At 63.2% G+C, this 13943-nt stretch carries 14 protein-coding genes; 9 read left to right on the forward strand and 5 right to left on the reverse strand.

Annotation, left to right across the window (positions count from 1 at the left end):
* Positions 1–105 precede the first annotated feature (105 nt).
* Together VSX60_RS04685 and hemF are read right to left on the reverse strand one after the other, a co-directional pair.
* Positions 106–282 (reverse strand): DUF1059 domain-containing protein, encoded by a 177-nt coding sequence (locus VSX60_RS04685; RefSeq protein ID WP_327622989.1) that lies wholly within the window; start codon positions 280–282, stop codon positions 106–108.
* 87 nt (positions 283–369) lie between these two features.
* Entirely contained in the window at positions 370–1278 is a 909-nt protein-coding gene (gene hemF, locus VSX60_RS04690) for an oxygen-dependent coproporphyrinogen oxidase (RefSeq protein ID WP_327622990.1), read from the reverse strand.
* A gap of 305 nt (positions 1279–1583) precedes the next feature.
* Between hemF and VSX60_RS04695 the strand changes: the two genes are divergently transcribed.
* On the forward strand, positions 1584–1856 hold the full coding sequence (locus VSX60_RS04695) for a hypothetical protein (RefSeq protein ID WP_327622991.1): 273 nt from the start codon (positions 1584–1586) through the stop codon (positions 1854–1856).
* Between the two features lie 23 nt (positions 1857–1879).
* Here VSX60_RS04695 and VSX60_RS04700 read toward each other — a convergent pair whose 3' ends face one another.
* From VSX60_RS04700 to VSX60_RS04710, 3 genes are all read right to left on the reverse strand, one after another.
* A complete protein-coding gene (locus VSX60_RS04700) occupies positions 1880–3805 on the reverse strand; it encodes a putative bifunctional diguanylate cyclase/phosphodiesterase (RefSeq protein WP_327622992.1) in 1926 nt (641 codons plus the stop codon).
* Between the two features lie 57 nt (positions 3806–3862).
* Positions 3863–4642 (reverse strand): substrate-binding domain-containing protein, encoded by a 780-nt coding sequence (locus VSX60_RS04705; RefSeq protein WP_327622993.1) that lies wholly within the window; start codon positions 4640–4642, stop codon positions 3863–3865.
* A 311-nt stretch (positions 4643–4953) separates the two neighbouring features.
* Positions 4954–5481: a tRNA (cytidine(34)-2'-O)-methyltransferase gene (locus tag VSX60_RS04710; protein WP_327622994.1), complete on the reverse strand. Its 528-nt coding sequence runs from the start codon at positions 5479–5481 to the stop codon at positions 4954–4956.
* 179 nt (positions 5482–5660) lie between these two features.
* Here VSX60_RS04710 and VSX60_RS04715 point away from each other — a divergent pair, with 179 nt between their 5' ends.
* The 8 genes from VSX60_RS04715 to VSX60_RS04750 all read left to right on the forward strand — a co-directional run bounded on the left by VSX60_RS04715 (position 5661) and on the right by VSX60_RS04750 (position 13925).
* Positions 5661–7541 carry an ABC transporter ATP-binding protein gene (locus VSX60_RS04715; protein WP_327622995.1) on the forward strand — a complete coding sequence of 627 codons (1881 nt, stop codon included), beginning with the start codon at positions 5661–5663 and terminating at the stop codon, positions 7539–7541.
* Entirely contained in the window at positions 7538–9415 is a 1878-nt protein-coding gene (locus VSX60_RS04720) for an ABC transporter ATP-binding protein (protein WP_327622996.1), read from the forward strand. The genes VSX60_RS04715 and VSX60_RS04720 overlap by 4 nt, the downstream gene beginning before the upstream one ends.
* 84 nt (positions 9416–9499) lie before the next feature.
* The gene (locus tag VSX60_RS04725; protein WP_327622997.1) at positions 9500–9754 is read left to right on the forward strand and encodes a type II toxin-antitoxin system VapB family antitoxin; all 255 of its coding nucleotides are present in this window, start codon (positions 9500–9502) and stop codon (positions 9752–9754) included.
* Positions 9751–10143, forward strand: coding sequence for a type II toxin-antitoxin system VapC family toxin (locus VSX60_RS04730; RefSeq protein WP_327622998.1), 393 nt, complete (start codon positions 9751–9753; stop codon positions 10141–10143). Before VSX60_RS04725 ends, VSX60_RS04730 begins: the two co-directional genes overlap by 4 nt.
* Before the next feature lie 383 nt (positions 10144–10526).
* Positions 10527–11108: a ubiquinol-cytochrome c reductase iron-sulfur subunit gene (gene petA / locus VSX60_RS04735; RefSeq protein WP_327622999.1), complete on the forward strand. Its 582-nt coding sequence runs from the start codon at positions 10527–10529 to the stop codon at positions 11106–11108.
* 19 nt (positions 11109–11127) lie between these two features.
* Positions 11128–12444, forward strand: coding sequence for a cytochrome b (locus VSX60_RS04740; protein ID WP_327623000.1), 1317 nt, complete (start codon positions 11128–11130; stop codon positions 12442–12444).
* Positions 12445–12471: 27 nt separating this feature from the next.
* Entirely contained in the window at positions 12472–13488 is a 1017-nt protein-coding gene (locus tag VSX60_RS04745) for a cytochrome c1 (protein ID WP_327623001.1), read from the forward strand.
* A 119-nt stretch (positions 13489–13607) separates the two neighbouring features.
* On the forward strand, positions 13608–13925 hold the full coding sequence (locus VSX60_RS04750; RefSeq protein WP_327623002.1) for an antibiotic biosynthesis monooxygenase family protein: 318 nt from the start codon (positions 13608–13610) through the stop codon (positions 13923–13925).
* Positions 13926–13943 lie beyond the last annotated feature (18 nt).

The following is a 13943-nucleotide window of genomic DNA, read 5'->3' on the forward strand; positions in this document are numbered from 1 at the left end:
GATCTCTGGCGTGCAGTCGGCAACATCTGCGACCTGTTCGAGCCCGAAGAATGTTGGAACTACCTCAAGGCCGCTGGCTATGTTGCTGATTAATCGCCTGACGCTCTAGTTCAACAGCTCTTGGGTCTTCATCCGGAACGAATCCAGCATCGTCAGTGAAATCCGATCGACGCCGAGTTGCTTGGCCTGGACGACGGCCCGCCGGACCACTTCGGCCTGGCTTTCCGCGCGGATGACACGATGGCAGCCGGGAATGATGCCGGCACAGTCTAGTTCGTACATGAACGATCCTCCCTGATCAGCTACACATACGATTCGCGAAACGCCGAATCAATGAAACACCTTTACATTTCGTTAAAAAATTACAAGTCAGGGCCACTTCACAATCGGCGGCATCGACGACAGGATCGAGGCGACGTTGCCACCGGTCTTGAGGCCGAACAGCGTGCCGCGGTCATAAAGCAGATTGTATTCGACATAGCGGCCGCGGCGGATCAGCTGCTCCTCCCGATCCGCCTCGGTGTATGGCTGGACGACGTTGTGGCGCACGATGTGCGGATAGACCACCAGAAACGCCTTGCCGACGTCGCGAGTGAAGGCGAAGTCGGCGTCCCAGCCGCCTTGCTCCTCGGACGAGTGCAGCCAATCATAGAAGATGCCGCCGACGCCGCGCGCCTCGCCCCGGTGCGGCAGGTAGAAATATTCGTCGCACCATTCCTTGAAGCGGGTGTAGTCGGCGACATCCCCGTGCCGTTCGCAGACGAACTTCAGTGCTTTGTGGAAGGCGAGGGTGTCGCGATCGTCGTCGGTGCGGCGCCGTTCGAGCGTCGGGGTCAGGTCCGCGCCGCCGCCGAACCACTGCCGGGTCGTCACCACCATGCGGGTGTTCATGTGGACCGCCGGCACATTGGGATTGCGCATATGGGCAATCAGCGAGATGCCGGACGCCCAGAAGGTCGGATCCTCCTCGGCGCCGGGGATCTGCTTGCGGAACTCCGGGGAGAATTCGCCAAAAACCGTTGAGGTGTGGACGCCGACCTTCTCGAACACCCGGCCGTGCATCATCGACATCAGGCCGCCGCCGCCATCGCCCTCCCGCGACCATTCGGCGCGTTCGAAGCGGCCGGCCGCGAGCCCGGTTTCTTCGCCGAATTCAGCCTCGATCTCCTCGAAAACGCCGCAGATTCGATCGCGCAATACCTCGAACCAAGCCTGTGCGGTTGCCTTTTTGGCTTCGATGTCGTCCGGCAGCCCTTCAGGCAGGTTCGGCTGTTCCATGGGGTGTCACTCTCATGCGTCGGGGCTGGGCCCACGATCCATCCTTTTCACGGCACGGCGCTGGACATTTCCCCGGCGGTGCCACCTGTTGCAGGGCAATGGCATCCGGCAGCCGCCCGCGCAATGCCAAGTTCATGAAGCGGCAAAAGGGGTTTGCCAAACCTAGCGGAAAAGCTGCGCAAAAGATCGTCCGAATTTATGGCCCAGGCTGCTCGCCATGTCGCGGCATGGGCGCCGATTCGCAAAAACCACGGCGGGCCGCTATCTTTTCCGTCCGTGTCCGATTGCGATCACAGAGATAGTCCATGTCCCGGCTTATCCGCCCGCCGCTCGACGGCCTTGCCAAACGCCTGCACGAAACCCGCGACGATAGGGCGGCGGGACGGATTCGCGGGCAGGGCGGCGACAGCTTCGTGCGCGAGACCTTTAAGCTGCCGCGCGAGGCCGCGCGCACCAAGGCGCGGGAGTGGTTCGACCGCTATCCCAAGGCTGCCTACTGGACCTCGGTGGAAAGCTGGCGGCAGCTGCCCGAGGGCGAGATCGAATTCACCATGCGCCGGCTGCCAAGCGCCGACTGAAGCCTGAGCCGACAAAAGGCGGATTAAGCGCCCGCTACCTCCGTAGGTGCGGAAAAGGAGACGCCTTTCGCAGCGTCGTCCTCCCGCGCGTCGTCCTTTGACGAAGCGCTTGTACTGTCCGCCACGGCTCTCCTGCCGGCGGACGGGGCCACAGCTGTTGCATCGCCATTCTGAAAGGATTGAACGAGGGCGTCGATGTGCTCGCCGGCCATCGGCCGCCCGAAGTAAAATCCCTGAACTTCCTCGCATCCCTGCGCTCTCAACAGGTTGGCCTGCTCGATCGTTTCGACGCCCTCGGCGTTCGATTTCATGCCGAGGGCCCGGCCCAGACTGATCACAGCGTTGATGATACTGTCGGCGTGATCGTCACGGCCCATATCGGCGATAAAGGATCGGTCGATCTTGATCTTGTCGAAGGGAAATCGCCGGAGATAGCTCAAGCTGGAGTAGCCTGTTCCAAAATCGTCCATGGCGATCTTTACGCCCAACTCTTTCAGCGCGGTCAAGATGGCGATGGTGGCGTCGGTGTCTTGCATTAGGACACCCTCGGTGATTTCCAACTCCAGACGTCCAGCATTCATACCGGTCTCTTCGAGCGCATGCCGGACCACCGCCACGAGATCGCCGCGGCGAAACTGCACCGGCGAGACATTGACCGCGACTTTTAAAGACGGCCACGCCTGGGCCTGGCGGCAGGCCGTATGAATGACCCAGTCGCCGATCGGCAAGATCAGCCCCGTCTCTTCGGCAAGGGGAATGAAACGATCTGGCGCAATCATCCCCTGCTCCGGATGATTCCAACGTATCAGGGCCTCGACGCCGATGAGCGCGCTTGTCGCCAGATCGATCTGAGGCTGGAAGTGCAACTGCAACTGGTCGTTTGCCAACGCCCGGCGCAGGTCGATTTCCATCGTCTTGCGCTCCAGCAAGCGGCGATTCATCTCCTCCTCAAAGAATTGGTAGTTTCCGCGTCCGCCGCTCTTGGCGCGATAAAGCGCCATATCGGCCTGCTGAAGCAGGTGGGATGGATCGGCTTGTCCACCGGGCTCGCAAATCGTGATCCCGATGCTCACGCCAATCATCGCTTCCTGCCCTGAAAGATCGAATGGCTCTGCGAATATGGCGATCAGTCTCTGGGCCAGCTGAGCGGCTCCGTCGGGCTGGGCGATCCGCTTCTGGATGATGGCGAATTCATCTCCGCCTAGCCGCGCCAGCACGTCGTTCTGGCGTAAGGTCTCGCTCATTCGGTCACTGACCTGCTTCAGCAACTCGTCCCCGGCTGCGTGACCCAAGAGATCGTTGACCTCCTTGAAGTGATCGAGATCGAGAAAAAGCACGGCGGCGGGCGTTCCGTCACGCGCGACATCGGCAATGGTGTGGGTCATCCACTCCTGAAAAACGGCGCGATTGGGCAGGTTGGTGAGGGCGTCGTGGCTCGCCAGAAACGAGGCGCGTTCGAGCATCCTGCGCAGCAAACGCAGCGGTACCGTGCGCAAGGCGATGAAAATGCCCGCGCCGAGAAGGCCGGACAGAACGAAGACCATGAAGCTCTGGATCAACTGCGGCCGCAGCGAGCGCTCGAACTCCACACGCCCCACAATCACCCCCGCATCGTAGAGAGGGTGGCTATCGCGGATGGTGGGACTGAGAAGCGGGGTGACGCCGGTGGCGTGTTCGGCGATGAGGTCGCCATTTTCAGCGAAGACCCGTTGAATTTCCGTGTAGGTCTCGCGCGCTGCGTCGTCGAGCAGTTCCTGGATGCGGAGCGTTTCAAATTGCCACATACGAGGATTGTGGCCGATCAGCTGTGAAATCTGTTTCGCGTTGATTTCGGTCTTGGATTCCATGTTTCCGGTATTGTACTGATAAACATAATAAAAATGCAGGGCAGGCAGCACCAGGGCGACGATGATCGCTGCCGCCGCCGCCACTGCCGTGGTGAACGCCAAGGCAGAATCGTCAATCTCTTTCGATCGTTTGACCACGTTTACACCACCGGGTTTTTGTTATTCGGCCATTGGGCTATGGCCCGTACTGGCAAGGATGCTCTGACCTTCTGCAGAGTTCACGAAGGCGACGAACGCCGCCGTAGGCGGGGTGGCCTCAGGCTTCGTTACGAGATGCAGGTCTTTGACGAAGTCGTAATCGGCTTGCGCGGAGAGGGCCGCCGTCGGCATGACTCCGTCCAGCGAAAGGACCTTGAGTCGCCGGCCTTCTGTCGCGATCTGGCCGATCGCGGCGAGGCCGATCGCGCCCGGTAACCGCTCCAGCGCCTCGGCATTGTCCTGATCGTTCGTCGCCGAGACCAATCCAGGACGGCTAAAGGCGATATCGACGGCGCGGTCCATCCCGGGCGAAAGCTTGCGCAGCAGCAAGGTGTCGGTCTCCGAAGCCGGGCGCAGGACGAGGCGGATGATCGATCCGTCCGGCCAGCGCGTCGTCTCGCCGGTATAAATGGCCTCCAGTTCACCGGTGGTGATATCCTCGATGGGCGCATTGGGTGATGTCACGACGGCGAGGGGGGTGCGGGCATAGAGGTTGCTCGTCGCACCGGCCGCGCGTTCCTCGTCCGTGAGGGCGCGGGAACTGACCGCGATATCCACGGCGCCCGCAAGCAGCGCCTTGATGCCGCCAGTGCTGCCCAGGCTGGGCAGTACCTCGATCTGGCTGTCGGGGTGTTCCTTCATGTAAGACGCGCCGAGAAGTCGCATTCCGCCGAGCGCCACACCCGTCCCGCCGATCCGAAGAGTCTCGGCTTGTGCCACACCTGCGGCGGCCAGCGTCATGGCCGCAATAATAGTTGTTCTTGCAACCATAAGCACTATATTAAGTGTCATTGACAGATGACCTTGCCCGCACGACTTTACGTTTTGGTTGGGGAAGTTACGTGGAAAACGTTTACGATTTGATCGGTCGTTTTTGCTGTGACAATAAGTCGCTTGCTCTAGCCATGAGCGGTCGCGGATCGGAGTCCGTCCAGCGCGTTTGACGACGTTCGCCCGCACCACAAAGGCTTCGACCCACAATAGGCCGTCCGCTACATCGGTCGCCCACTAAGCCGGCGTTCTCGGCGATGGCGTTCCCGAAACCGGCGCGATCACCGCGCCGAACCGCCCCACTTGACCTGCCGCAACGCCTCTCCCGCCGCCATGCCCGCGGCGACGGCAAGGTTGAGCGAGCGGCCGCCGCCATCCATCGGGATCGTGACGGCCGCGTCGGCGAGCGCGTGGACGCCGTCCGGCACGCCGGCGCTCTCGCGGCCGAACAACAGGATGTCGCCGGCCCGAAAGGCGAAGTCAGTGTAGCGGGTCGACGCCTTGGTGGTGAACAGGACGAGCCGCCGCCCGGCCGCCCGGCGCGCCGCCTCGAAGGCGGCAAAATCGACATGGCGGACGAGGCGGGACATGGCGAGATAATCCATGCCGGCGCGCTTCAGGGCGCGATCGGAAAGGACGAAGCCTGCCGGCTCGATGATGTCGACGGTAAGGCAAAGACAGGCGCCGAGCCGTAGGATCGTGCCGGTGTTGCCGGCGATGTCAGGCTGATAGAGGGCCAGCGAGATCGGCCCGGCCCCCGTCGGGGCGGCCGTCCTGTCCGGCTCCTGGTTGTCGCGATCCTGCGTCATCGGTGGCCTTGCATGTCGTCGTGAGGGGCAGCGTGCCGCTCCCGGCGTCGCCGAGACCGTGAATCGGCCTCGGTTTGTCCTATATCGAAGGGGCCGCCTCGCCACAGCCGGTTGTCGTCCAAAAAAGCCCGGGCCTGCCTGATTCGTTGAACGGGCGTCCGATTCGATGGGAAGTTTTGATGTTTTCGTTGTTCGAGCGGATGGTCGAGCCGTTTCCCGACCAGGAGCTTGAGACCCCGCCGGGCGGCGGGTTGGCCCGCTTCGTTTGGTTCTACGCCAAGCCCGCTTGGCCTTTGCTTTTGGCGATGGCGGTGCTCACCGCGCTGATCTCGATCGTCGAGGTGTCGCTGTTCGGCTTTCTCGGCCAGATCGTCGACTGGTTCTCCGGCGTTTCGCGCGAGACATTTCTGGCCGAACGCGGCTGGGCGCTAGCGCTGATGGGCTTCGTCGTGCTGGTGGTGCTGCCGGGGCTGGTCTTCCTGTCCGGCCTCGTGACCTTCCAGGCGCTGGCCGGCAATTTCCCGATGCGGTTTCGCTGGATGGTGCATCGCTGGCTGCTCGGCCATTCGATGAGCTTCTTCAGCGACGAATTCGCCGGGCGGATATCGACCAAGCTGATGCAGACCGCGCTGGCGGTGCGCGAGACGGTGATGAAGGCGCTCGACGTCCTTTTGTATGTCGCGGTGTATTTCACCGGCGTCGTCGTGCTCGTGGCTGCGGCTGACTGGCGGCTGGCACTGCCCTTTCTCGGCTGGCTCGCCCTCTACGCGCTGATGCTGTGGTATTTCGTCCCGCGCCTGGGCGTGATCGCCGAGCGGCAGGCAGGCGCCCGCGCCGAAATGACCGGCCGCGTCGTCGATGCCTACAGCAACATCGCCACGGTCAAGCTGTTCGCTCACACCCGGCGCGAGGCCGATTTCGCCCGCGCCTCGATGCATGGGTTTTTGACCACGGTGCACGGCCAGATGCGGCTGGTGAATCTGTTCCAGCTCTCGCTCTATCTCCTGAACTCGCTGCTGTTGGCCGCCGTCGGCGCGCTGGCGATCCGGTTATGGCTCGCAGAACTCGTCACGGTCGGGGCGATTGCCGCCACGATCGGCCTTGTCCTGCGCATCAACGGCATGTCGCAATGGATCATGTGGGAAGTCGCCGCGCTGTTCGAGAATATCGGCACCATCCGCGACGGCATGGCGACATTCTCCCGGCCGCAATCGATCCTGGATCGGCCGCAAGCGCCCGCGCTTGCCGTCCCGAAGGGCGAGATCGTCTTCGACCAGGTGTCCTTCAACTACGGCAAGGGCGGCGGGGTGTTGCACAATTTCGACCTTCGTGTCCGGCCGGGCGAGAAGATCGGCCTGGTCGGGCGCTCGGGTGCCGGCAAGTCGACGATCCTCAACCTTCTCCTGCGCTTCCACGACGTCGAGGCGGGACGGATATTGATTGACGGGCAGGACATTTCGGACGTGACGCAGGCCTCACTGAGGGAACAGATCGGCATGGTGACGCAGGATACATCGCTGCTGCACCGCTCGATCTGCGACAACATCCGCTATGGCCGCCCGGACGCGAGCGAGGCCGAGCTGACACGGGCCGTCGAACGGGCGGAGGTTGCCGGTTTTATCGAGGAGTTGCGCGACGCCGAGGGACGGCATGGCCTCGACGCCGAGGTCGGCGAGCGCGGCGTCAAGCTCTCGGGCGGCCAGCGCCAGCGCATCGCGATTGCCCGCGTCATGCTGAAAGACGCGCCGATCCTGTTGCTTGACGAAGCCACCTCGGCCCTCGACTCCGAGGTAGAGGCGGCGATCGCCGCCAATCTCTATCGGCTGATGGCGGGCAAGACGGTGATCGCCGTCGCCCACCGGCTGTCGACCATCGCCGCGCTCGACCGGCTGGTGGTGCTCGATCGCGGCCGCATTGTCGAAGAGGGCATGCATGCCGAGCTCGTCGACCGGGACGGGCTGTATGCCCAGCTTTGGGCGCGGCAGGCCGGCGGCTTCCTGTATTGTGACAAGCCCGAGGACGGGGCGGGCGAGGTATCGGATCTGAGGGCGGCGGAATGATGGAGCGGTTTCTCCAGCGCTTCGAGACGCTGCTCGACCCGTTCGACGATGAAGGCGATGGCACCGGCCATCTGGCGCCGCTGCCAGACGAGACCAACCGCTTCATCTGGCATTTCGCAAAGCAGGCGAAATGGCCGCTACTGGGTCTTCTGGCGACCGGCGGACTGACTGGCGGCATCGAGGCGGTCATGTATACCGGTGTCGGCTGGCTGATCGACGCGCTGGAACGGTCGTCGCCGGCCACGCTGTTCGCCGAGCATTTTTGGCTGATCGTCGGGCTCGCCTTGCTGACGCTGGTGGGGCGGGCGGCCGTCCTGCTGGTGTCCTCGATCCTCGAGGAACAGGTGATCTCGCCAAGCTTTTACAATCGCATTCGCTGGCAGAGTTATCGCCGGCTGATGGAGCAGCCCTACACCTTCTTTCAGAACGATTTCGCCGGCCGGCTCGCCCAGAAGGTGCAGCAGGTCGGGGCGGCGACCGGCGACTTTGTCACCACGATCCTGCAGACCTTCTGGTCATTCGTCACCTTCATCGTGCTGACGGTGACGATCCTCGGCGCCATCGACTGGCGCATGGCGGTGGTGCTCGCCATCTGGGCGCTCGGCTATGTCTGGATTGTCCGCAATCTTCTGCCGAAGATCCGCAAATACGGCCGGGCGTCCGCCGACGCGCGCTCGATCGTATCGGGCCGGGTCGTCGACAGTTTCACCAACATCCTGTCGGTCAAGCTGTTCGATTCGGCGCGCAGCGAGGATTCCTTCGTCAAAGCGGGTTTCTCCCATCTGGTCGACGCGACCCGCCGGATGACGCGGGCGCTGACCGAAGTGCGCATCGCGGTCGCCGTGCTCAACGGTGTCATGATGACCGGCGTCGGCGCGGTGGCGATCATCGGCTGGCGGGCCGGCGGCATCACCACCGGCGGCGTCGCCACCGCGCTCGGCCTGGTGCTCAGGCTCAATCAGATGTCCGGCTGGATGATGTTCAACATCAACGGGTTGGTGCGCAATTATGGTACCATCCAGGACGCCGTCGCGACCGTCGGCCAATTGCCGACGCTGATCGACGAGCCGGGGGCCGAGCCGCTGGAGGCGTCACGCGGCGAAATCCGTTACGAGAATGTCCGCTTCCACTATGGCAAGGGTGGCGGCGTGGTGGAGGGTCTGTCGCTGGCGATCCGGCCGGGTGAGAAGATCGGGCTCGTCGGCCGCTCCGGCGCCGGCAAGACGACGCTGATCAATCTGCTCTTGCGCCTCTACGACCTTGAGGGTGGACGCATCCTGATCGACGGCCAGGATATTTCCGGCGTCACCCAGGCCTCGCTGCGCGGCGCCATTGGCGTCGTCACCCAGGATACGTCGTTGCTGCACCGCTCGATCCGCGACAACATAGCCTATGGCCGGCCCGGCGCCGACGAGGGCGACATCCTGTCGGCGGCCGAGCGGGCCAATGCCGAGGATTTCATCCCGACCCTGCGCGATCCCAAGGGCCGCACCGGCTACGACGCCCATGTCGGCGAGCGCGGCATCAAGCTGTCCGGCGGCCAGCGCCAGCGCATCGCGATTGCCCGTGTGCTGTTGAAGGATGCGCCGATCCTGGTGCTCGACGAAGCCACCTCGGCGCTGGATTCGGAGGTCGAGGCGGCCATCCAGGAGAATTTGGCGAAGATGATGGAGGGCAAGACCGTCATCGCCATCGCCCACCGCCTGTCCACCATCGCGGCGATGGACCGGCTGATCGTGCTCGACGAAGGCCGGATCGTCGAGGAGGGCCGCCACGCGGAGCTGGTCGCGCGGGACGGGCTCTATGCCAGCCTCTGGGCCCGGCAGTCGGGCGGTTTCCTGTACGGGCAACGGGAAGAGGAAGCGGCCGAGTAGGAGGTATTCTTATGGCGACTGCCATTGCCCGAAGCGACGGTGTCGCTTAGATGGTAGAAAGATAGAGAATTTTATAGAAAGCAGATGTCGGTGAGCCTCAATATCAAAGATCCGGAAGCCCATCGCCTCGCTCAGGCCATCGCGCGAGCGACGGGGCAGAGCATGACAAAGGTGGTGACCGAGGCACTGCGCGAGCGTCACGCCCGCTTGGACGAACGCCGTGGGCGGGCCGACGTCGCGGAGATCCTGGCGATCGCCGAGCGCGTCTCCGCGAAGGTCCAGAAGCCTTATGCCCCTCACGGTGAGGTGCTGTATGATGAGTCGGGCCTGCCGAAGTGATCCTCGACACGTCGGCAATCATCGCTATTCTCTACGGCGAACCGGAACGGGAACGGTTCGCCCAACTGATCCAGGAGGCCGACCGATGCCATGTGAGCGTGGCCAGTCTTCTGGAGCTCTCGATGGTGGTCGAGAGCCAGGCCGGACCGGATGCCGCCCGCCAGATCGATGTCCTCATCCGTCGCGCCGGCGTGGTCATTGAACCGGTTTCGCTCGAACAAGGCGCGCTCGCCCGCCAGGCGTTTCTGGATTTCGGCAAGGGCCGTCACAAGGCCGGGCTCAATTTCGGCGACTGCTTTTCCTACGCGCTGGCGAAGGCGACCAACGAGCCTTTGCTATTCAAGGGCAACGATTTCGCGCTCACCGATATCGAGCCGGCGGATAACTGATGCCGCCCTCAGTTGATCGCGCGCTCGACGAGAGCTGGATCGTCGAGGAGGGCAGCCACGCGGAGTTGGTCGCGAGAGACGGGCTTTACGCCAGCCTCTTTGCCATTATTCGGACTACGCTCCCTGAACGGCAGCGGGGCACCCGACTGGGTGGGTTGCTCGCCAGTGCGGGACAATCGTTTCCGACTCACCCAGGCCACACGTAGCCCTCACGCCGCCCTTTCGTCTGGACAAGCGCCCGGCTTCCCGCCTAAAACCCGCGCGAAATCGCGATCTTTCTGGGAGTGCGGCGAAAATGCGTCGCGTCTCCCCTTGCCGCGCGGGGTTAAATCCGCAAGAAGCGGTGCGATCCGCGCGAGACCAGTCAAGGAGTGGCAGCCGCCGTGAGCGTCAACGAACACGCCGACCCGAACCGGGAACAGTCCGATCCGAATCGCCGGGACTTTCTCTATATTGCCACCGGCGCCGCCGGCGCGGTCGGGGCCGCCGCCTTCCTGTGGCCGTTCATCGACCAGATGAACCCGGACGCGGCGACGCTGGCGCTCTCGGAGATCGAGGTCGACGTCAGTCAGGTGGCCGAAGGCCAGTCGATCACCGCCAAATGGCGTGGCAAGCCGATTTTTATCCGCCAGCGCACCCCGGTGGAGATCGAGGAGGGCAAGGCGGTCCCGCTTGCCGACCTGAAGGACCCCTTGGCGCGCAACGCCAACATCGCCGGCGACGCCGAAGCGACCGATGTCAATCGTGCGGCCGACGGCAAGGAAGCCTGGCTCGTGATGGTCGGCGTCTGCACCCATCTCGGGTGTATCCCAATTGGCCAGTCCGGCGACTATGACGGCTGGTTCTGCCCGTGCCACGGCTCGCATTATGACACCGCCGGGCGCATCCGGAAGGGACCGGCGCCGGAAAACCTGGCGATCCCGCCCTTCGAATTCACGTCCGACACGACCGTGCGCATCGGCTGACAGGGAGAAAGTTCGAACTATGAGTGGTCATTCTTCCTATGTGCCGACGAGCGGCTTCATGCGTTGGCTGGACGCGCGGCTACCGCTGCCGCGTCTCATGTATGATTCCTTCGTCGCCTATCCGGTGCCGCGCAATCTGAATTACGCCTACACCTTCGGCGGCATTCTTTCGATCTTCCTGGTGCTGCAGATCCTGACCGGCGTCGTGCTTGCCATGCATTATGCCGCGTCCTCGCCGATCGCTTTCGAATCGGTCGAGAAGATCATGCGCGACGTCAACTGGGGCTGGCTGCTGCGCTACATGCACGCCACCGGCGCGTCGTTCTTCTTCATCGCCGTCTACATCCATATCTTCCGGGGGCTGTATTACGGCTCCTACAAGCAGCCGCGCGAGGTCCTGTGGATTCTCGGCGTGATCATCTTCCTGTTGATGATGGCGACGGCGTTCATGGGCTACGTGCTGCCCTGGGGACAGATGTCGTTCTGGGGCGCCACCGTCATCACCAGCTTCTTCACCGCATTTCCGCTGATCGGCGAGCCGATCCAGCAGCTTTTGCTCGGTGGTTTCGCCGTCGACAACGCCACGCTGAACCGCTTCTTCTCGTTGCACTATCTCTTGCCGTTCATGATTGCCGGCGTGGTGATCCTGCACGTCTGGGCGCTGCACGTAACCGGTCAGACCAACCCGACCGGCGTCGAGGTCAAGTCGTCGAAGGATACCGTGCCGTTCACGCCGCACGCGACGATCAAGGACGGCTTCGCCATGATCGTCTTCCTGGCGATCTTCGCGTATTTCGTCTTCTACATGCCGAACTTCCTCGGTCACCCCGACAACTACATCGAGGCGAACCCGTTGAAGACGCCGGCGCACATCGTGCCGGAATGGTACTTCCTGCCATTCTACGCCATGCTGCGTGCCATCACCTTCAACATCGGCCCGATCGATTCCAAGCTCGGCGGCGTCCTGGTGATGTTCGGCTCGATCCTGGTGCTGTTCTTCGTGCCCTGGCTCGACACCTCGCGGGTGAAGTCGACGGCGTTCCGGCCGCTCTACAAGATCTTCTTCTGGATCCTCGTCGCCGACTGCATCTTCCTGGGCTGGCTCGGCGCCAAGCCGGCGGAAGGCATCTACCCGATCCTCGCCCTGTTCGGCACGATCTACTATTTCGGTCACTTTCTGGTGGTGTTGCCGGTCCTCGGCCTCATCGAGACGCCCAAGAAGCTGCCCAACTCGATTTCGGAGGCGGTGCTAGGACCCGATCGCGGTATCGGCACAGGCACCGGCGGCGGCGCTGCCCCCGCACCGACGGCCTCGGCGCCGGAAACCAGAGGCTGAGCGGAGGCTTCGGAGAAAGACATGCCAATGAACAGACTATTGTCAGCCGTTCTCGCCGCAGGCGTCGTCTTTGCGCCGATGTCGGTCGCGATGGCGCAGGACGCGGCCACACCCGCTGAAAATGTCGAGGCCGCGCCGGCCACGGCCGTAGAGGGCGATCAGCCTGCAGCGGAACCCACCGAGGCAGAGCCGGCCCCGGTTGCCGAAGGCGAACAGTCGGTCGGGTCCGAGGTTGCCGCCTCTAAGGACGCGCCGGAGGAGGAGCATGCCGCGTCGGAAACGCCGCATTATCCGATCAAGAAGCCGGAGGAGCTGTCATGGAGCTTCGCCGGCCCGTTCGGCAAATGGGACATCGGGCAGCTTCAGCGCGGCCTGAAGGTCTACAAGGAGGTCTGCGCGGCCTGCCATTCGATGAACCTCGTCTCGATGCGCAATATCGAGGCACTCGGCTACAACGAGGAGCAGGTGAAGGCCTTCGCCGCCGAGTATCAGGTCACCGACGGACCGAATGCCGATGGTGAGATGTTCGAGCGTCCGGGCATTCCGGCCGATCGCTTCCCGGCGCCGTTCCCCAATCCCGAGGCCGCCGCCGCCGCCAACAATGGCGCCGCGCCACCGGACTTCTCGCTGATCGCCAAGGCGCGGGCCGCCGAACGCGGCTTCCCGACCTTCGTCTTCGACATCTTCACCCAATATGCCGAGTCCGGGCCGGACTATATCCATGCCCTGCTCACCGGTTATGGCGAGGAGCCGTCGGCTGAAATCGAGTTGCAGCCGGGAACCTATTACAACCCATATTACCTGGCCGGACCGGCTCTGGCTATGGCGCAGCCGATCTTCGACGATCAGGTGGATTATGCCGACGGCGCGCCGCAGACCATCGACCAGTATTCTCGGGACGTCTCGGCTTTCCTGATGTGGGCGGCCGAGCCGCATCTCGCCGAGCGCAAGGCGACCGGGCTCGTGGTGATGCTGTTCCTCGTCGTCTTCGCTGCGCTGATGTTCCTGATCAAGCGCCGGGTCTGGGCGGGCACGCCGCACTGAGCCGGTATTTCTTATACGCATAACTGAAAGAGGGGGCTCACCGGCTCCCTTTTTTCTTGCTCGAAACGTACCATGTCGCCGGACGTAGGGTAGGCGGCGACCAATGGGAGTGAGCCACGATGTACATCGCGATGAACCGCTTCAAGGTGCTGCCAGGTGCGGAAGCCGAGTTCGAGACGCTGTGGCTGAACCGTGATTCGAAACTGCGCGACGTCCCCGGTTTCGTCGAATTCCATATGCTGCGGGGACCGGAGCGTGATGGCTACACGCTCTATTCCTCCCATACGATCTGGCAGAACCTCGCCGCCTTCCAGGCCTGGACTAAATCAGAGGCGTTCCGCGCCGCCCATGGCAGCGCCGGTGGCACCCGACCACTCTATGCCGGGCATCCCGAATTCGAGGGTTTCGAGGTCATCCAGACGATCGGAGCCGCTTGATTTTCGCCCCTTCCGAAA

It is taken from the genome of Aurantimonas sp. A3-2-R12, assembly GCF_036016755.1.
In the GTDB taxonomy this organism is placed as follows: domain Bacteria; phylum Pseudomonadota; class Alphaproteobacteria; order Rhizobiales; family Rhizobiaceae; genus Aurantimonas; species Aurantimonas coralicida_A.

What these genes read in the sequence shown, in the direction of transcription:
- hemF (WP_327622990.1), bottom strand. Translation starts at nt 1,278, where the DNA reads ATGGAACAGCCGAACCTGCCTGAAGGGCTGCCGGACGACATCGAAGCC.
- VSX60_RS04705 (WP_327622993.1), bottom strand. Translation starts at nt 4,642, where the DNA reads ATGACGCTGGCCGCCGCAGGTGTGGCACAAGCCGAGACTCTTCGGATC.
- VSX60_RS04685 (WP_327622989.1), bottom strand. Translation starts at nt 282, where the DNA reads ATGTACGAACTAGACTGTGCCGGCATCATTCCCGGCTGCCATCGTGTC.
- VSX60_RS04740 (WP_327623000.1), top strand. Translation starts at nt 11,128, where the DNA reads ATGAGTGGTCATTCTTCCTATGTGCCGACGAGCGGCTTCATGCGTTGG.
- VSX60_RS04750 (WP_327623002.1), top strand. Translation starts at nt 13,608, where the DNA reads ATGTACATCGCGATGAACCGCTTCAAGGTGCTGCCAGGTGCGGAAGCC.
- VSX60_RS04725 (WP_327622997.1), top strand. Translation starts at nt 9,500, where the DNA reads ATGTCGGTGAGCCTCAATATCAAAGATCCGGAAGCCCATCGCCTCGCT.
- VSX60_RS04720 (WP_327622996.1), top strand. Translation starts at nt 7,538, where the DNA reads ATGATGGAGCGGTTTCTCCAGCGCTTCGAGACGCTGCTCGACCCGTTC.
- VSX60_RS04745 (WP_327623001.1), top strand. Translation starts at nt 12,472, where the DNA reads ATGAACAGACTATTGTCAGCCGTTCTCGCCGCAGGCGTCGTCTTTGCG.
- VSX60_RS04710 (WP_327622994.1), bottom strand. Translation starts at nt 5,481, where the DNA reads ATGACGCAGGATCGCGACAACCAGGAGCCGGACAGGACGGCCGCCCCG.
- VSX60_RS04695 (WP_327622991.1), top strand. Translation starts at nt 1,584, where the DNA reads ATGTCCCGGCTTATCCGCCCGCCGCTCGACGGCCTTGCCAAACGCCTG.
- VSX60_RS04715 (WP_327622995.1), top strand. Translation starts at nt 5,661, where the DNA reads ATGTTTTCGTTGTTCGAGCGGATGGTCGAGCCGTTTCCCGACCAGGAG.